We start from the raw sequence: 17562 nt of genomic DNA, 5'->3' as shown, positions 1-17562 counted from the left end.
TATAGCAAGGTTGGGCACTTTGAGCAGCTAAGGATTCAGCAGGACCCGGCTGTCTTTCTGCGACTTTTCTTCGAACCGTCCCTCCGGTGGCTGCCCCTTTAAATGCTGATCCAGATATAATTCGACGTATTTCAGAATCAGTCGATGGCTTTGCTTCGGATCGGGCGCTTTGGCTTTCCATTGCAGAAAGGGGGAGTACAGGAAAAGATCCGAAAAGCTTGAATGCTTTACCCCTTTAAGCTGCAAAATTTGACCGCCCTCGGATACCGCTTGGTCCCTTCTACGGTGAAAGCCGTCTACCCAGCCCTTATATACTGCTCTTTGTATTCCTTCTTCCGACAACTGCTTGTCGCTAGGTTTCGGCAGACCTAGATCATTCAAATAATTATCGGTGCACATCCATAGAAAAGACTGGTCTGCGGCAATCGGGGATTGTATGCTTCCGTAAAAGGATCCGTCCAGACTAATTCCCACCTTAAACCTTTTGTCCTTGCGAAGTGTGGCAAGGGCAGCATCTCCGCCGAAAGAATGTCCGGCAATTGCCGTTTCCTCCAGATTAAGACGCTGTGTGAAACGTTTATCCATAATTCCCCGGTTAAGTTTTTCTAACTGATCTAGGACAAACCTGTCGTCTTCCGCCCAAACATTATCAATGATAGAATCCCAAGCCGGAAGCTGAAATTCCGAAGGAGCCTTTTGGGACATTATCCGTCCGTCGGGAAAAACGGTCGCAAGCGTACCGTAGGTGTGCTCAACAACGGCTACCACGTAGCCTTTGCTTGCCAAGTCCGTGACTAGATAATGGTAGGCGTACCGGGAGCCGGGCCAACCATGGGAGAAGATAACGACGGGATACTGGCTTTGATTACTGGCAATGTCAGCCTCCATGTAGGTATACGTCTTCGCAAGGCGTATGTAATTCAGAAAGAAGGACGGAATATGCCAGCGCTGCTTCGCGTAGTGGCTCAAGCCGGTTAGTTCGGGAATATACGGAGCCTGCCGCATGCTTCCTTTTAGCTGTACCGGATACCAGATTTGAACGTTCATCTCCCGGTATTTGTTCGTCTCCCCCGGAGTCTGCTCAAGCCTGCTTGTGTCGATCCAGTGATACATGACTGTACCGACCGGGTTATTTCCCGATGGAGCCTCTAGCGAAGGAACGGGGATTAGATAAGGCAATGCCCAGCAAATCAGCAGCAATCCGATTGTAGAAATCAACCCCAGACGGATCGGGGACATGCGCTCTCGCTTGAATAGTGTCAGAACAGCTGTCACAAACGCGTAGAGAGTACATAAATAAGCGGGAACCATTTGCCAGCGAAATCCTTCGGTCACGAAGTGAACGGCCAAGGGAAAGGGCAGAAGCATACGGAAGAAGCGAAAGAAGGATTGATTTCGGTTCTTTATCATCATAACCATGACAATGGCCAGCATAATAAGTAGAACGGACTCCCAGCTTCTCATTGGTCCTCGGTGAGGCTTATATATAAGGTATGGTTCATGTAAGGAATGCCCTTTCTCCAAACGTTATTTATTAGTAATAGTATAGTGCTAAATCATTTTTTTTCCAAAAAAATCGGCGCTCTTCCCGGGACTCCGGGATCGCGCCAACTAGCTCATATTCTCGCATTTTCCTGAAAACGGAAACGTCTGCAGCTGCGCACGCGTATATGTTGACTAATAGATAGTTTTTAAAATCGTTGTATGAATATGCTAGGAATTAAACTGCCATCCATAAATTTCTAGCCCCAGGATTTAACATTGTTGTACAATGATAACGAGACGGGATCATTATTTCGGCAGAGGGGTGTTCGATTGGGCGTGACCAGATACATAAAGCTGCTTGGTTTGACACTTGGTGTCATAGCGTTGAATATTGTCGTTTTCTCCCGGGGATTTATCGGAATCGAGATTGGCGGCAATGCGCTCTCTTCGGCAATCGGCGTGACTTTTCTCGTCGCCAGCGCCATCACGCTGACCTATGGGTGTTACTTCCTCCTATTTAAAGCTCCGGCAGCTCTGCCGGTGAAGGAGATTAAGACGCATGACGATTATGTAGAGGCATTATCTCGCTTCAGGCGTATTAAAGTTTTAGAAGAAGATATAGGTTTGGCATTGCGTCAATTGGAACGCATGCGAAAGAAAAAGAGCACGCTGCTCGAGGTCCTGAAACAGCGATTCGATCCCGAGGAATTAAGCTATAAGAAGTTCTCTTCCGTCATTTATGAGGTGGAGAAGCTGTTCTATCTGAACGTCAGGAGCATTCTCAATCGGCTGAATACGTTCGACGCGTCGGAGTTCGAGAGCGTCTCGGGCCGTAAACCGTCATCGTTATCGCCGGAGCTGCTGCAAGCCAGAAAAAACGTGTACGGCGAATACCTAACCTTCACGAAGCAATCGCTCGGCACAAACGAAGAAATTTTGTTGAAGCTGGACCAGCTCATGCTGGAGATCTCCCGCTTGGATAGTTTGGAGCCGGGCGACATTGACGGCATGCCGTGCATGCAGGAAATCGACACGTTAATCAAACAAACCCAATACTACAAGAATTAAGAGGTGGCCTGGATGCAAAGAAAGAGTAATTTTTTGTTGATCTCCGTTGTTCTTCTGGTGGTCGTCTTCGGGCTTGTTTATGCCGGGGTAACCTTAACCTCCAATCTGGGCAAATCGAAAGCGGAGGTGACGGCCGAGAATGCCGGGGATCGTCTGAGCAAGCTGTACAAAAAAGTTTCCCCAACTATCGAAACACCAGTGAAAGGCCAAATCGACCTAGACCCCGCCGATGTCGCCGCGGCCTTACCCGACATCAGCAAATTTCCCATTACGGTAAACAATACGAACGACAATTTCGTCGAAATTTTCTCGTCCACGGAAAAGTCGGGAACGGGCGTCGACGGATGGCTGACGGACGTGGCGACCGAGTTTAACAAGGCGAATATAACCGTGGACGGGAAGCCCGCGTCGGTCAAGATTCGCAATATCGCCTCGGGCACGGCCGCGGACTACATCAAATCCGGCAAGTACGTCCCCGATGCGTTCACCCCTTCGAATGAACTATGGGGCGAAATGGTTAAGGCAAGCGGGGTTAACACGCAGCTCGTGACCAATCGCCTAGTCGGCAATGTACCCGGAATCGTCATCGCCAAAGCGAAATACGACGCCATGATCGACAAGTACGGCTCCGTCAATATCCAATCCGTCACGGAAGCAATCGCCAATAACGAGCTCTCCATGGGGTATACCGATCCCTTTGCGAGCTCCACGGGCTTGAATTTCCTGGTAACAGCACTTCATACCTTCGATAGTACCAACATGTTGAGCGATAAAGCGGTGCAAGAGTTTGAAAAGTTCCAATCCAACGTGCCGTTCATCGCCTCCACGACCATTCAGATGCGCGATGCGGCCAAATCCGGCGCTTTGGACGGATTCGTCCTTGAATACCAGACATACGTCAACGCAGCGGATTTAAAGAGCGGGTACGTATTTACGCCGTTTGGGTTCAGACACGATAGTCCGCTCTACGCATTAGGCGATCTGCCGCAGGCGAAGCTGGATATTCTCAAGAAATTTGCCGAATTCGTGACACAAGACAAGTATATGAAAACCGCCCAGGAAAAAGGATTTAACGGTCTTGAAAGCTACAAGTCCGAACTTGCCCCCGTGGATGGCGGCATGCTTATATCCGCGCAGAAAGTATGGAAAGAGAAGAAGAATAGCAGTAAGCCGATCACGGCCGTTTTCGTCACCGACGTTTCCGGCAGCATGGACGGCGAGCCGCTTAATCGTTTGAAAGAGTCGCTCTTGAAAGGGCAGAAATATCTAGGCAGGGACAACAGCATCGGCCTCGTCTCGTATTCGGATGGCGTCACCATCAAGCTGCCGATCGCGAAGTACGACACGAATCAGCAGTCCTTGTTCGTCGGAGCGGTGAATAGTCTGCAGTCCGGTGGCGGGACGGCCACCTTCGACGGGATCGTCGTAGCACTGAAGCTTCTTGAAGATCAATTGGCCATCGACCCCAATACCAAGCCTGTCATTTTCGTCCTAAGCGACGGCGAGACGAACCAGGGCTATACGCTGCAGGACATCAAGGGATTAATCGAGACGTATAAGGTACCGATCTACACGATCGGCTATAACGCTAATATTCAAGCGCTGCAGAATATCTCCAGCATCAACGAAGCGGCCAGCATTAACGCGGATACGGACGATGTCGTGTACAAGATTGGCAATCTATTCAACGTGCAAATGTAATCATTCAATCATTCTGAGGGGGGATTTCAATGGCATTTTCGATGAACGTATCTAGTCCAGAGGAGCTGGCGGCCGAGATCGAGCCTACGATACAGCCATTACCGGAAGAAGAAGCAAAGCTGAAGGAAGAAGCGGATTCGAACGTTAAGATGATTATGGCGATGGATGTCGAGTCTCTGGACCAGCGCAAGGAGATCCTTCAATCGATCGACGCCTACGGTCTGAACACCATGAAACGCTCTTCCGACAAGAACACCCTGCTGCAGGTATCGGTGGGCAATCTTGCGAAATCCGGAGATGAGGGCGGCCCCGTTGCGAAGGGACTGGCCGAGTTGCACACGCAGCTGAAGGATCTGGATCCGAGCATGATCGACTTTGCCAAGAAGGGATTTCTCGGCAAGCTATTCAATCCGCTGCGGGCGTATTTCCTCAAGTTCGAGAAGGCCGACGATGTGATTGCCGACATTGTGGTGTCGCTGGATAAAGGCGGTGCCGTGCTCAGGAACGACAATACGACGCTGGAGCTCGAACAGCATGAAATCCGAAAGCTAACCAAGACGCTTAAAAAGGAAATCCAGCTTGGGATGCTAATGGACGAATCCATCGAAGCCCAGATCGAAGCGGCCAAAAGCCGTGGCGAAGACCCCGAGAAAATTCGGTTCATAACCGAGGAAATCCTGTTCCCGATGCGCCAGCGCGTCATGGATTTGCAGCAAATGCTCGTCGTCAATCAGCAGGGAATCTTGGCTTACGAGGTCGTTATCCGCAATAATAAGGAGCTCATCCGCGGCGTGGACCGAGCAAAGACCGTCACGATCTCTGCTTTGAAAATCGCCGTTACGGTAGCGAGCGCCCTGTATAATCAAGGCATCGTTCTCAAGAAAATCGAGCTTTTGAATCAGACCACCACGAACCTCATCGCCGGCACGTCCCGGATGCTCAAGGACCAAGGAGTCGCCATTCAACAGCAGGCCATTGAAGCAACGGTCTCGGTTGATACGTTAAAACAAGCGTTTGCGGACGTCTTGTCCGCGTTCGATTCGATCAGCTCGTACAAACAGCAGGCACTTCCGAAAATGAGGGAAACCATCAATCAGTTCAGAACATTGGCCGACGACGGCGAGAAGCATATTTTGCGTCTTGAGAAGGGCAATGCTTTGGGGCTGTAAAGCAGTATTTGAGATAGAACAGCTCCTCCTAAAAAGCGACCGTAACGGGTCGCTTTTTGGCTTTTCAGGATGGCGGAATTATCGGTTTAGCTTCAATAGATGTGGTAAAATAAGGATGACATTTTAGATACTGAGTTTGAACGGAGACCCGATTAATCCGTATTTGCCGGGCAGCAGTATTCTTGCGGCCAGCAAGGAGCTTTATTCGGAAATATTGGACGTCTCCAAAAGAATCTTGTATACATAACGACGACGAGGGGGAAACCGAAATGAAGACGATCAAACGTATGATGGATCACCTGTACTGGGCGGACGGACGCATCTTGGATGCGCTCGAGGAAAGCGAGACGAAGAACAAGGACCTTCTGAAGCTGGTGCGGCACGTAGCGGTCGCGGAACAAGTCTGGCTGTCCCGATTGCAGGGCAAGGGCAGCGAGCAATATTCGTTGTGGGAGGAAACGGAAGACCTGACGGAGATCCGGACGATGTTCGAAGAAAATACCGAGCAATATCGCGCCTATATCGAAGGGCTCGAGGAATCCGGGTTGGACGAGATAATCGACTATGCGAACCAGAGCGGGGTTCCGTTCCGAACGTCCGTCCGGGACATCCTGCTGCAGGTTCTCTTGCATGGGCAATATCACCGGGGACAGATCAACCGGGCGCTTCGGATCGAATCGGCAGAACCTGTTCAAGTCGATTATATCACCTTCGCGAGGCTCTAAATGAACGCGGGAGTTTCTTGAAAGCAAAGCCGGCAAAACAGGTCGATAAAACAGCCTGCTGCCGGCTTTGCCCGATATCCGTTTAATCTTATGTATCAACCAAGCCTAACTCTTAGGCTTGGTTTTTTGGTTATTAAGCGATTTTTGCCCTGCGCCCTACGCACTTGCTTGACTCCATTTGTAGAAGCCGTACCCCTGCCTCTCATAAAACTCTAAAAATCCGTTTCCGGCTTGTATAGGTTCAAGCGTTACCTTAATCGATTTAGTAGTATCGTGCATATGAATGAGCTTACCCACCCATTCTCCATTTAACATATCTTCTTTCACCTGTTGCATTGTTTGACTAACGTACATGCAGTTCCACCTTTCCTGTGCCTTATATTAGCGTGACAGACTACCTTTTACCTTTAACTATCATTTCAGGTATTCATAGTTTTTGCCGCTACTCGATTATATAGAAGGTGGTGGATAAAGAATGTCACTTTGCGTTGTCGCATATTAGGTAGTTTTATCGATTGCATTGTTTAACCATAATTGCCGAATTGTAAAGGCTGTAACCTTTAAATTCATCGTTGCGTCTAGTTAGTACATCTGAGCGGAAAGGAAGAATATTAATGATGCATAAAAAATATCCCATACTGTCGAGTCTCCTTATTGCAACCGTGCTTTCGGCAGGCAGCGCCCCGCTAGCGCACGGAGCAGAAAGCCAACCTGCCGCGGCCGCGCCTTCAGCCGTTACTTTTAAAATTAACGATGTTCATTATAGCAATAATACGGGCGAACATAGCCTGCTCTCAGCTCCTTATCTAAGCAACGGAAACACGATGGTTCCCGTTAGAGCCGCAGCCGAATCTCTCGGCGCATCGATAAGCTGGAATAACAAAGACCGGTTGATTACGTTGTCCGGAAAAGGCTTCGGAACCATTAAATTCACCTTGAATTCCTCTTATGCGGTGAATGCAAAGGGACAGAAAATCAAGCTGCCCGAGCAGGTTCGCCAGGCAATGGGAACCGTCTTTGTCCCGGCACGAGCGTTGGCATCCCTTATGGGTATTCGTTTGCAATGGGAGCCTTCAGCCCATACGGTTACTCTTACCAATCAGGCGGATACTCCCGTTCGTCTAGACTTCAATTATCCGTTTACGAAGGATACGGAAGGATGGAAGGGCGGTTTTGCCGATCTGCCGATCAGCTATAACAAAGAGATTTACGAGCTCGACTATTCGCGTAGCTTGATTCCTGTCCCGAACAATACTTCTAATTACGGCTTGAAGCTGGCCGGGCATAATCGCAGCGATGACTTGTTTATGTATCTTTCCAAAGGCATTGGAGGCTTCAAACCAAATACTTCCTACAACGTTAACTTGAAATTTGCGATGTACACCGAAGCCGGAGGTGGATCGATTGGTATTGGCGGCTCGCCTGCGGAATCTATCTTCTTAAAGGCCGGTATCCTGTCGACTGAACCGTTGTCTGTGCCAACCTCGTCTTTGGGTGAAGAATATTACAGAATGAATGTAGACATCGGCAGCCAGGGAAGCGGCGGCAAGGATGTCAAGGTCATCGGCAATGCGGCTAAACCTTATGCGGACAAGGAAGGGTATCAGCGTGTTGACTTTGATTACAGCGCCAAGGTGACGGCAAACGCCAAGGGCCAGATCTCTCTACTTATTGGCGCGGATTCTGGCTTCGAAGGGCTGACTACCCTTTACTTTGACGATATCAAAGTCAGCGCTCAGGCCAATGGCTCCGGGAAATAAGACTAGAGCAAACAAAAAGCCTGCGGCAATCAGCCGCAGGCAACAATAGAGAATATATAAAGGGGGGTCATGTCCTTTATTATAGGGGCCGATGATGAAAGGAACCTGAGCGAAATATTACAGGAAGATTACAAATAGCCCTGGACCTGCAGACTGAGGTAGGCTGTAAACGGGTAGTTTAATGCAACTAATTTGGCAAACCCACGTCTGACTATTGGTAATAATTGCAATGTATCGGAGGTGCTTAAATGCTTAAAAAATATGTTGTAATATTGATTATATGTGGCACTTGTTTATTACTTGTTGGATGTAATCCAAGTAAAGAAGAAGTGGTTCAGAACTTAATCCCTGAAAAGCAATGGGAATATGCCCTTCACGTTTTTTATTACCATGAAGATGTTGGGCAAATAGGGAATGAACTTACTCGTTTTCAGAACTCCTCACCAGATTTGCAAAAAGAATTTATGATACAGCTATGGGATCATTACCAAGAAAGAAATAAAAAATGGACGCATGCTCTGGGTATTAAAAAATTCCCTACTTATCTCATACTCAATAAAGATGGAATTGTTCTAAAAACACAGGATATGGAAATTGCAAAGAAATATCTTGCAGAACATAACGGGGGCAGAAGAGTTGAGTAAAGTGGATGTGCTTAATATAATAAAAGCCCTCATCTCGAGGGCTAAGTCAGTTTAGGATTCTTACAGCAAACCATTACTTCCAAATGCCCGTTTGAATCTTGTCTGTTGCTGCGGTCTCTAGATTTTGGATGAATCTAATCATTCTTTCATCGCTCTGATATTGTGGAAAGTTATTCTTTAGGCGTTTGATTGTGTCCCGACAAGCGTTTTGAGAAGAATTATTTCCCATCATTCCTTTATGGTCTTCCATAAATTTTATGGATTCCATGGAATATGAGGGGCTCTTATCGAAACGTACCGAGTGGTACACGCTTTGTTTAATACTCTCCCACATTCCTTCGGTGTCTTCAATTTCGGCTTGATATTCGGCAAGCTTTAAAAAACTCCAAGAGCATATCAAATCACTATAATTAGGAGTCTCATGAGTAAAACTCTGATGAAGAGTGGCATGAAGTTTTTGTAATGCTACAACATATTGCAAATTATTCTCTTTCCGTAAGCATTCTCCTAATGTTCCGGTAACCAAAGCAAATCCAAAAGCTGTATGCCATAGATGCTGTTGAAGTCTTGACTTTGCTCCGCTTATATCGCCTTTTTCCATCATAAAATTAGCGATTTCAGGGTTGAAGCAACCGTGCGTATTATTTCTTTCCAAGATTGAAATCGCCTTATCAAACTCTCTGATGGACCCATAAGCAAACGCAATGTTCTGTTCGATGTTTTCTTTTTTACAGGTGTATCTGACGGCTGTACGGACAAAGCCTTGTTAAAATAATCAATGGACTTTAGAACGGTTTCCTTATCTGGGCTTTCTGATGATGTACCTTTGTTTAAAGTTAGATGCCCCATTTGCAATAGAATCTCAAAATCGTTGGGATACTTCTTTAATGCTTCCTCAGCAAGAGGCAGTCCAATATTAAAGTCAGATGTTTTCGTAATCTCCTTTATTCGATCTCTATAATCCTGGGCATTTTTAGGTTCAACTTTATAATCAAGCAATGCATCAACCGAGACATTAAAGAAGCTTGCAATTTCAGGGAGTAAGGTAATATCAGGATAAGTGTTCCCATTTTCCCATTTTGAAACGGCAGCAATCGAAACTCCTACTGCGTTAGCAAGCTGTTCTTGGGTAACGCTTTTCTCTTTCCTCATATTTATAATTTTGGAACCAATGTTTAATTTCATTGCCCGTCTCCTTAGCATCATATTATCAGCTGATGTATTTATCATATCATTGACCTTAGATACTGATAATGGAGCATTTTTTAAATCCAGTTGATACAAATATTAACTACTGGTTAAGGTTCAAAGCAATCTTTGAGAGATTGTCTGAACAAGGAGGGATTGGATGAGGTTGGGAAATGTTCATAAATAACAGAGGACTATGTTTAAATGATTTCGGTTATAAACCTAGAAGGTGATACGAAGCGGAGAGGATATTGTTATACCAGTTGAATATATAGCTTTAGTGGCAAAACAGCCGTTGCGCTAACGGAGAACGATAGTAGAATACACACCTTGGCGAGGCTGCGATATATTCGGCAGCTTTCCACGTGTTAAAGGGCGGTCATTCTTGTTCTCATAAATATAATAAATGACACCTCTCACAATTACTGATTACATCTATGACATCGAACACACTATACTTAAGATAATCGGTTTTTAAAGTTGGGGGGCAGATGATGGAGTTTTTATTTATTCGACACGGTCACGGAGAACACCTTAAAGATTATCCCAATCGGTTGAACACTCTACATCCTAGTCTGACAGAATACGGCGAGTTTCAGGTGACACAACTGCGAGAAAAAATAAAAATTAACCCCGATGATTTGCTGCTTGTCAGTCCAACTAAACGTACAATTGAAACAGCATCGATATTACACAATAGTTTAGACTTCATTATTTCCCCTTTTGTTGGCCCAAGAATGTTCCCTCAAAATCCGGAGTCCCTTTTTCTAACTTGTGATCAAATTCTTTCTAAAACAGAAATTACAAACTTATATGGAGATGTTAAAATTCTTGATTTTGCTTTGGACTGTTGGAAAGAAGGTATAAATAGGATCGACCAAGATGTTTTCGAGGGATATGCAAAGCAATTATTAGCCTGGATCCCACAAATTTATAAGAGAGTACTTATTATCTCGCATGATGGTACCATAACGAATTATCGGATATTGCTTGGGGAAAAAGGATTAACAAGAAATGATTTTCTTGGTGAGGCAGGAGTCTACAGGATGGTAATTTAGCCGTTTTATCTTTAAGCTAACGGGAAACGATAGTAAAAAAACACCAGTAAAGAAGCTGTCGACACGATCGGTGGCTTCTTTACTGATTGATTATTCGAAAAGTTATAAGAAGATTGTAAAAATTTAGTTGACGAGATACATTTAAGGTGAGGTGGTGCGAAAGTGAAGAGAAATCAAACCAGTGAAGTGACTTCACTAAATCTTGGTGTCACTGATGAAATGATAAAGGCGGCCGCGGAAGAACTAGGAGTGGAATTTCCCGAACAATTAAATGAGATTTGGAAGGTATCAAATGGATTGGAACTACCAGGAGGCTGGCGATTTTACCCCGTTTTTGATAGATCCAATCCTCGTAAAACTTCAAACCATATAGTTTACGAAAACACAAAAGCACGTTGGGATTACATGTACGAAGAACTTATTTCAATAGCATCAGGCGATACAGGGAATCAGTTGGTACTTAAAAAGTCGAATTCAACATTACTGTTTCCAGATGTCTACATATGGAATCATGAAACAAATAAGATAAAGAAATGGAGTAAATCGTTAGATTATATTAAAGAAAAAGCACAAAAGAGAATTGATAACATAGAGTCACAAATTCAAAAAGCTGCTAAAAGGAATTAAACTACAAGGAACGATAGTGAAGTTGCCAATAAGGAGGGTGAGTAATGCCCAAAATGCTTTGTAGTTGTGGAAATATTCTACGATTCGGAGACATCCCATGTAAAATCCAGTACAATTTTATCTCAGACGTTGATTACGATAAAGTGCAGGGACTAGTTGATTCTGAAGAGCTATACACTCAAATGAAAATGTTCTTTGTTTGCGAGGAGTGTAAAAGACTTTGGTTCTTCTGGAATGGATTCGATAACCCCCCTCAAGAATATTTACCATCGAAGTGAGCGTTCAACTAAGTTGAATAGTTAAACTGATAAAGAAGCTGCCGGCACGGTCGTATGTGTTACGTAATAGTTGTAAATAAAATGTACTTTAGATAGGTGCTAGGTGCTGCTCTGAAATCAAATGTTACAGATCCGGAAGTATACGCTAATATAAATGTCCGTACTTACGGTACTGCAACTTACAAAGGCAGGGTTTTAAAAGAATTTAAAGCAAGGGATATATAATCTCATTTCAAAGTTGTGTGGCTCTCCAACGATATATAAATTGAAACATTCATTGCGCTAACGGGGAACATTAGTTTAAACAACACAATGTCAGATGACTATTTATTGTTGAAAATGAGGTATAAGTGTATGCAAGATATTATAAAAGAGGTTAGATACCCCGTAGAAGTGAATGGAAAATGGGGGTTTATTGGTAATGATTGGAACCTTGTTATCCCGGCAATCTATGATGAGGTTGATTATTTCTCAAATGGCGTTGCCGCTGTATCATTAGATGGGAAATGGGGATACATTACTGTTAATGGTCATTCTTTGTTGGATATAAATTATGATCAAGCAGGTCCTTATTCAAATAATCAGGCATGGGTTGAAGTTAATAATAACTATCTAATCATTGATAACAGTGGGATTGTTCTAAAAGAATATACATATGAAGAAGTTGATGAAATTCTCTCATTTTCTGCAAATCTATATCTATTCGAGAAAGATGGAAGGTATGGTTATTTAGATAATCGGGGTATAGTGATCAATGCTATATATGATGAAGCAAGTCCATTTGATAATGGTGCTGCCTTTGTAACCCTTAAAAATGTATCTTTTTTTATTGATATTAACGGTGAGGTAATTAATTTTAATAATGATTATAAGTTCCAAGAAGCTTTCTCTGAGGGATTGGCTCTTGTGTTAAATGGAAACGAATACGGCTATATAAATAGATCCGGGAATCTTATAATTCCATTTAGTAAACAACTAGGAAGTAGCTTCAGCGAAGGAATGGCTTTTATCTTTGACTCTAAAATTATGAAGTATGGATATATTAATACATCAGGTACTGAAGTTATAAACTCTAAATATGATGCTGCGTTACCATTTATTAATGGACTGGCATTTGTAAGGGAAGGGAAGGAAGCAAAAGTAATTGATATTAATGAAAACATTAGGTACTCTCTTCCAGAGAAATGTTCTATTGACGTTGATTCTTATCTAAAAGGCCTCTTATTCTATAATATAACTGTCGATGGAAAAGAAATGGTTATAAATAGAATGTCAGGTGAAATTCGAGACTTCAGTGAATGATTAACTACCGCACATATAAGGATTCGTGAAGATCCTCAAAATAATTTCCGAAACGAAGAATCGATGGCATACCTCGAGTTCTAACAATAATATCTTAAGCTAACAGCGAACTATAGTTCAGAATAACAAAGCGGCAGCCGATCAGGAGATCGGTTGCCGCTTTGTTCAAGTAAAGGGAAACATAACTAATTCCACCCAGTTATCTGCATAACATTTTTTATAGCGGTAACAAAGCCGCCAATCGGCGGCTTTTATTCATTCGGAATTACTTCGATTTTTTCTTGGCTGCGGATCTGCCTTGCTTCTTCGGATCATTCGAGGGCGGGGCCGCATGCTGTGAGCCGTTAGGTTTAATCACATCAGTCATCGTCCAGTACTCCTTTCTTAAGAATTGTCATTAGTTATATGTAGATATCCCTGCTTTATCCGAAAAGCGATAGGGATATGGGGGAATTTGTTTGATACGCATAAGTACTGGGAAGAGGCTCAATGCATGCATCTTGAATTACGCTAAAGGAGAACGATAGATCCATCAATAAAGCTGCAGCCGATCAGAGGATCAGCTGCAGCTTTTATTGAAGTAAGGGGCAGATTAACGCAACGAATTGAAAAATTTTACTTCTAGGTACTGACTGGATATTTTACAAGGTGGGGAACTAATCGCTCTATGTCTTCCTGAAAAGAGCTAACTCTTTGGGCAATCTCTTGGTCTTATAAACCAATATGTTCTGTCAACTCATAATTTTTCGGACAACTGCAGGATTTGTGTTGACGCTGGACATTATATGAAAGTTAAGACAAATGATAAGACGGAGGTTATGTTAAATGAAACATCTGATCGTTTATGCCCATCCTCATGAAGGAAGCTTTAATCATGCCATTCTAGGCACGGCGGTGAAAGCTTTAAAAGAGGGAGGGCATGAGGTAATTGTCCGGGACTTGAACAAGCTTGGTTTCAATCCGGTACTTTCGCCTGCCGATACAGCCGCGCTCCGGGAAGGCAACCCGCCCGCGGATATTAAGACGGAACAAGCTTATTTGGAAGTGGCCGATTTCATCACCTTTATTTATCCGATTTGGTGGACGGGTCTTCCGGCTATTATAAAAGGTTACGTAGACCGCACCTTCTCTTACGGTTTTGCTTATCAGTACAATAGCGAAGGCGGAATCGATAAGCTGTTTGCGGGTAAAAAAGGCATTATTATTAACACATATGGTACCCCGGGCGAGATCTACGAATCCATTGGCATGAACAATTCCTTGAAGCAAACCTCCGGAAGCGGAATTTTCGAATTCACCGGCATTGAGGTTGTCGAGCAATTTTTGTTTGGCGGCGTAACGTCCGTTGCAACCGACGAGGATCGCAAAGAGATGCTGGCCCAGGTCGCGAAAAAGTTCAGCTCGCTGTAATAAGCAAAAAAGCCGCAAATTTTGCGGCTTTTTTTTCATTTCCGGATAATCGAAATAATCTCCTGCAGCTCGGGCAGATGCTTATGCTTGCTCTTATAGCCAATTAACAGATCATTCGTGACAGTGAGATAATCGAAGCAGGTATGAATATTTGCCTTCGTGTTCTCCAGCAGATAGGTTGGGATAACGCTGATTCCGGCTCCCATCTCGACGGCTTTAATAACCGCATGCAGATTTGGAATCACATGCTTGGGCTTAATAAGGGGACGTCTCTTGAAATGCTCTCTCCATAGACGCCTAATAATCGGAAGCTCCAGCCCGTAGGAAATCCATCGCTGCGCGGACAGCCATTCCTCGATTTCTTTTGGGCTGCCAAGCTCGGGGATCTCAAGCGAAGCGGGTGTAATGATCGTAAACGTCTCTTCCATTAACAGTTCATACTCAATGCCGGGCACGATAAATTTCTTGGGAGTAATAATGAGCTCCACTTGATCTTCCTTTAACAGCTCAAGCAATTGATCGGCGGTTCCGAAGTAAGAGACGCTGCACAATCCGGAATTTGCAACCTTGGGAAGAACCAGCTCCTGAAAATACTCCAGAGATAAGCCAATGCGGAACACTTTATTGTTCGGCAGGGATGTGGATTTCAGCCCGGCCGTTGTTTCCTCCAGAGATTCAACTAACGGCGCAACCCGGGAGTATAGCTCTTTGCCCCGTTCGGTTACGACAAGTCTCCTCGATACGCGCGTGAATAAGGCTTCACCAACTTCAGCCTCCAATGCGGCCAGGTGCTGGCTCATGGCGGGCTGCGTCATCATTCTGGTCTTGGCGGCTTCGGAGACGGAGTGGTGCTTGTATATGGCAATAAAGCTTCGGTACCATTCGAAATCGACCATCGTATTGTTCATCCTCTATCGTTCATCAATAAACTGAATTATAAATTTTTTTATGGTTTAATGCAATTTATATAATTAGTTTTATTGTAGGCGTGAAGGTATAATGGGCTCTGTAGCATTCTTTTACAAAAAGCCTGATCATGAGTTGTCCAAACCTGGGTACATTATGATGTAGCCGGATTGGAGCCGTGGAACTATAGAATAGAGGAGAGATTGTACTTTGAAGCACTTATTTACTCCGTATCAGATTAAGAGCTTGTCCTTGAAAAACCGCGTCGTTATGCCGCCGATGTGCCAATACTCGGTAACGGCCAAAGACGGGATCGCAAACGACTGGCATTATATGCATTACGTAAGCCGCGCGGTTGGCGGTACCGGATTAATTATTATCGAGATGACCGACGTCGAGCCGGACGGACGCATTACAGATTACGACCTGGGCTTATGGTCGGATGACCACATTCCGGCATTAGCCCGCATCATAGATGCCGCGCATCAGCATGGAGCGAAAGTAGGCATCCAGATTGCCCATGCCGGTCGCAAAGCCGAGGATGCGGAGGTGCCGGTGGCTCCGTCTGCTATTCCTTTTGACGAAAACTCCAAAACGCCTCGGGCTTTGACTACCGAAGAAGTAGAGCAAATGGTGGAGAAATTTAGACTTGCCGTGCGCCGTGCCGTACAGGCTGGCGTAGATACGATTGAGATTCACGGTGCCCACGGCTACCTGATCCATCAGTTTGTATCCCCGTTCACGAACAAAAGAACGGATAAGTACGGTCAGGATCTGGCGCTGTTCGGTAAAGAAGTCATTAAAGCAGCAAAAAGCGAAATGCCTGCCGATATGCCATTAATTATGCGGATTTCCGCGCGTGAATATGTAGAAGGCGGTTATGGCATCAACGAAAGCATCGCTTTTGCGAAAGAGTTCAAAGAAGCAGGCGTCGACCTCTTCCATATTAGCGCGGGCGGAGAAGGTCCTATCGCGGCTGCGGGCAGACCTGGAACCCATGTCGCATACCAAGTGCCTCTCGCTAGAGCGATTAAAGAAGCTCTGAACGTTCCGGTCATTGCGGTCGGCAGACTGGATGAACCGTCCCTCGCCAACTCGGTGATCGGGAACGAAGACGCGGACCTCGTAGCCGTTGGCCGGGGGATGCTTCGCAATCCATACTGGACCCTCGAAGCAGCGGCCGTTCTCCACAAAGAGATCGAGCTTCCAAGACAATACGAGCGTGGTTTCCCGCGCGGTTAATAGAGATCTCAAAAGCGGTGCAGGACTAATCCTGCACCGCTTTTGCCTATGAAGACTTAGCATGATGGATCGCATTCTCGATGTAGGCTCTAACGGTTTTGATGAATGTTCGCATAGCATATCCGATATATCTGTCTCGGCGATAAATGAGGCAGATATCCTGGGAAGGTGAGGGATTCTTCAAATGCACGACTTTAATGTCGGGATGATGCAGATTTTCAAGCAGCAATCGCGGTAGAACACAAGCGCCAACCCCATTTTGCACCATTTGGAGGAGGGAGGATAAGGTTGTCGTCACCATATGAGGCTGCAGAGCGAACCCGTTGTCCATGGAATAACGGTCGATCAGCATGCGGCATTGATGGTCGGACGGGAACATGACCAGCTTCAGTGTTTGCAGCTTGTTGAAGGGGATAATGCTCTCGGTTGCAAGCGGATCATTCCTGCTTACCGCCAGTGAGAATTCTTCGTGAAACAAGGGGATTGAAGTGAGGCGTTCGTCTATAACAGGCCCAATAGTAACTCCTATATCAATGCTCCTGTCCAGTACTTGTTCGGTTACCTTCATGGTCTCCAATAGAGATAACGAGACGGTTGGATAGGTTTGGTGGAAGTTTAGCAGCAAAGCGTTAAACATGAGATCCGCATCACCGGGCAAAACGCCAATCGATAACGATCCTCCTCGCATCTGCTTCAGGTCAGCGATAGCGTCGCTCGCTTGTTGAAGATGTCCGAGCACGGCGGCGCCATGTTCATGGAGAATCGCTCCCGCTTCCGTCAGCACAATCGTTTTTCCGATTCGATCGAATAACAGGACTCCTAATTCCTCTTCTAATCTCCTTATCTGCTGACTGATGTTGGGAGCGCTGACTCCCATTTTTTCAGCTGCTCTCGTAAAGTGAAGCTCTTCGCATATCGCCATAAAATACTGCAGTTGTTTGAACTCCATAGCTCCTACCTGCCTTTCATCGCAATGCGGGTATTTGATTAATGAATAGT

At 45.1% G+C, this 17562-nt stretch carries 18 protein-coding genes; 12 read left to right on the top strand and 6 right to left on the bottom strand.

The window, feature by feature from the left end:
* Window positions 1-27 precede the first annotated feature (27 nt).
* The gene (locus WFK81_RS03340) at window positions 28-1239 is read right to left on the bottom strand and encodes an alpha/beta hydrolase family protein (protein ID WP_336785019.1); all 1212 of its coding nucleotides are present in this window, start codon (window positions 1237-1239) and stop codon (window positions 28-30) included.
* A gap of 72 nt (window positions 1240-1311) precedes the next feature.
* On the opposite strand from WFK81_RS03340, the gene WFK81_RS03335 reads away from it, so the two are divergent.
* From WFK81_RS03335 to WFK81_RS03315, 5 genes are all read left to right on the top strand, one after another.
* Entirely contained in the window at window positions 1312-1443 is a 132-nt protein-coding gene (locus WFK81_RS03335; protein WP_336785018.1) for a hypothetical protein, read from the top strand.
* A gap of 378 nt (window positions 1444-1821) precedes the next feature.
* Window positions 1822-2553 carry a hypothetical protein gene (locus WFK81_RS03330; protein WP_336785017.1) on the top strand — a complete coding sequence of 244 codons (732 nt, stop codon included), beginning with the start codon at window positions 1822-1824 and terminating at the stop codon, window positions 2551-2553.
* A gap of 12 nt (window positions 2554-2565) precedes the next feature.
* Complete coding sequence (locus WFK81_RS03325) at window positions 2566-4254, top strand: VWA domain-containing protein (RefSeq protein ID WP_336785016.1); 1689 nt, start codon at window positions 2566-2568, stop codon at window positions 4252-4254.
* 29 nt (window positions 4255-4283) lie between these two features.
* Window positions 4284-5423 carry a toxic anion resistance protein gene (locus WFK81_RS03320; RefSeq protein ID WP_336785015.1) on the top strand — a complete coding sequence of 380 codons (1140 nt, stop codon included), beginning with the start codon at window positions 4284-4286 and terminating at the stop codon, window positions 5421-5423.
* A 269-nt stretch (window positions 5424-5692) separates the two neighbouring features.
* Window positions 5693-6148, top strand: a complete 456-nt coding sequence (locus tag WFK81_RS03315; protein WP_336785014.1) for a DinB family protein — start codon at window positions 5693-5695, stop codon at window positions 6146-6148.
* Between the two features lie 156 nt (window positions 6149-6304).
* Here the strand turns inward: WFK81_RS03315 and WFK81_RS03310 are convergent, their stop codons facing one another.
* Complete coding sequence (locus WFK81_RS03310) at window positions 6305-6502, bottom strand: hypothetical protein (RefSeq protein WP_336785013.1); 198 nt, start codon at window positions 6500-6502, stop codon at window positions 6305-6307.
* Between the two features lie 260 nt (window positions 6503-6762).
* On the opposite strand from WFK81_RS03310, the gene WFK81_RS03305 reads away from it, so the two are divergent.
* Window positions 6763-7908 carry a copper amine oxidase N-terminal domain-containing protein gene (locus tag WFK81_RS03305; RefSeq protein WP_336785012.1) on the top strand — a complete coding sequence of 382 codons (1146 nt, stop codon included), beginning with the start codon at window positions 6763-6765 and terminating at the stop codon, window positions 7906-7908.
* Window positions 7909-8156: 248 nt separating this feature from the next.
* A complete protein-coding gene (locus WFK81_RS03300) occupies window positions 8157-8552 on the top strand; it encodes a hypothetical protein (protein ID WP_336785011.1) in 396 nt (131 codons plus the stop codon).
* A gap of 73 nt (window positions 8553-8625) precedes the next feature.
* Here the strand turns inward: WFK81_RS03300 and WFK81_RS03295 are convergent, their stop codons facing one another.
* Window positions 8626-9153, bottom strand: a complete 528-nt coding sequence (locus WFK81_RS03295; protein WP_336785010.1) for a hypothetical protein — start codon at window positions 9151-9153, stop codon at window positions 8626-8628.
* The gene (locus tag WFK81_RS03290) at window positions 9153-9737 is read right to left on the bottom strand and encodes a helix-turn-helix transcriptional regulator (protein WP_336785009.1); all 585 of its coding nucleotides are present in this window, start codon (window positions 9735-9737) and stop codon (window positions 9153-9155) included. The genes WFK81_RS03295 and WFK81_RS03290 overlap by 1 nt, the downstream gene beginning before the upstream one ends.
* A 497-nt stretch (window positions 9738-10234) precedes the next feature.
* Between WFK81_RS03290 and WFK81_RS03285 the strand changes: the two genes are divergently transcribed.
* The 4 genes from WFK81_RS03285 to WFK81_RS03270 all read left to right on the top strand — a co-directional run bounded on the left by WFK81_RS03285 (window position 10235) and on the right by WFK81_RS03270 (window position 14415).
* Window positions 10235-10798, top strand: a complete 564-nt coding sequence (locus WFK81_RS03285; protein WP_336785008.1) for a histidine phosphatase family protein — start codon at window positions 10235-10237, stop codon at window positions 10796-10798.
* Between the two features lie 162 nt (window positions 10799-10960).
* Complete coding sequence (locus tag WFK81_RS03280) at window positions 10961-11425, top strand: SMI1/KNR4 family protein (RefSeq protein ID WP_336785007.1); 465 nt, start codon at window positions 10961-10963, stop codon at window positions 11423-11425.
* A 632-nt stretch (window positions 11426-12057) separates the two neighbouring features.
* The gene (locus WFK81_RS03275; protein ID WP_336785006.1) at window positions 12058-13005 is read left to right on the top strand and encodes a WG repeat-containing protein; all 948 of its coding nucleotides are present in this window, start codon (window positions 12058-12060) and stop codon (window positions 13003-13005) included.
* Window positions 13006-13830: 825 nt separating this feature from the next.
* Complete coding sequence (locus tag WFK81_RS03270; protein WP_336785005.1) at window positions 13831-14415, top strand: NAD(P)H-dependent oxidoreductase; 585 nt, start codon at window positions 13831-13833, stop codon at window positions 14413-14415.
* 35 nt (window positions 14416-14450) lie between these two features.
* Here the strand turns inward: WFK81_RS03270 and WFK81_RS03265 are convergent, their stop codons facing one another.
* Window positions 14451-15323, bottom strand: coding sequence for a LysR family transcriptional regulator (locus WFK81_RS03265; protein ID WP_336785004.1), 873 nt, complete (start codon window positions 15321-15323; stop codon window positions 14451-14453).
* 208 nt (window positions 15324-15531) lie between these two features.
* On the opposite strand from WFK81_RS03265, the gene WFK81_RS03260 reads away from it, so the two are divergent.
* Complete coding sequence (locus WFK81_RS03260; protein ID WP_336785003.1) at window positions 15532-16563, top strand: NADH:flavin oxidoreductase/NADH oxidase; 1032 nt, start codon at window positions 15532-15534, stop codon at window positions 16561-16563.
* Window positions 16564-16609: 46 nt separating this feature from the next.
* Here the strand turns inward: WFK81_RS03260 and WFK81_RS03255 are convergent, their stop codons facing one another.
* Window positions 16610-17512 (bottom strand): LysR family transcriptional regulator, encoded by a 903-nt coding sequence (locus WFK81_RS03255; RefSeq protein WP_336785002.1) that lies wholly within the window; start codon window positions 17510-17512, stop codon window positions 16610-16612.
* Window positions 17513-17562 lie beyond the last annotated feature (50 nt).

Source organism: Paenibacillus sp. MMO-177, from assembly GCF_037147795.1.
Taxonomy (GTDB): domain Bacteria; phylum Bacillota; class Bacilli; order Paenibacillales; family Paenibacillaceae; genus Pristimantibacillus.
The sequence above is the reverse complement of the archived record's forward strand: the minus strand, read 5'-3'. Positions and strand labels throughout refer to the sequence as shown.

Excerpts from the sequence above, each read along its gene's own strand:
- WFK81_RS03340 (WP_336785019.1), bottom strand. The coding sequence starts at position 1,239 with ATGTCCCCGATCCGTCTGGGGTTGATTTCTACAATCGGATTGCTGCTG.
- WFK81_RS03325 (WP_336785016.1), top strand. The coding sequence starts at position 2,566 with ATGCAAAGAAAGAGTAATTTTTTGTTGATCTCCGTTGTTCTTCTGGTG.
- WFK81_RS03320 (WP_336785015.1), top strand. The coding sequence starts at position 4,284 with ATGGCATTTTCGATGAACGTATCTAGTCCAGAGGAGCTGGCGGCCGAG.
- WFK81_RS03315 (WP_336785014.1), top strand. The coding sequence starts at position 5,693 with ATGAAGACGATCAAACGTATGATGGATCACCTGTACTGGGCGGACGGA.
- WFK81_RS03310 (WP_336785013.1), bottom strand. The coding sequence starts at position 6,502 with ATGTACGTTAGTCAAACAATGCAACAGGTGAAAGAAGATATGTTAAAT.
- WFK81_RS03305 (WP_336785012.1), top strand. The coding sequence starts at position 6,763 with ATGATGCATAAAAAATATCCCATACTGTCGAGTCTCCTTATTGCAACC.
- WFK81_RS03300 (WP_336785011.1), top strand. The coding sequence starts at position 8,157 with ATGCTTAAAAAATATGTTGTAATATTGATTATATGTGGCACTTGTTTA.
- WFK81_RS03295 (WP_336785010.1), bottom strand. The coding sequence starts at position 9,153 with ATGGAAAAAGGCGATATAAGCGGAGCAAAGTCAAGACTTCAACAGCAT.
- WFK81_RS03290 (WP_336785009.1), bottom strand. The coding sequence starts at position 9,737 with ATGAAATTAAACATTGGTTCCAAAATTATAAATATGAGGAAAGAGAAA.
- WFK81_RS03285 (WP_336785008.1), top strand. The coding sequence starts at position 10,235 with ATGGAGTTTTTATTTATTCGACACGGTCACGGAGAACACCTTAAAGAT.
- WFK81_RS03275 (WP_336785006.1), top strand. The coding sequence starts at position 12,058 with ATGCAAGATATTATAAAAGAGGTTAGATACCCCGTAGAAGTGAATGGA.
- WFK81_RS03270 (WP_336785005.1), top strand. The coding sequence starts at position 13,831 with ATGAAACATCTGATCGTTTATGCCCATCCTCATGAAGGAAGCTTTAAT.
- WFK81_RS03265 (WP_336785004.1), bottom strand. The coding sequence starts at position 15,323 with ATGAACAATACGATGGTCGATTTCGAATGGTACCGAAGCTTTATTGCC.
- WFK81_RS03255 (WP_336785002.1), bottom strand. The coding sequence starts at position 17,512 with ATGGAGTTCAAACAACTGCAGTATTTTATGGCGATATGCGAAGAGCTT.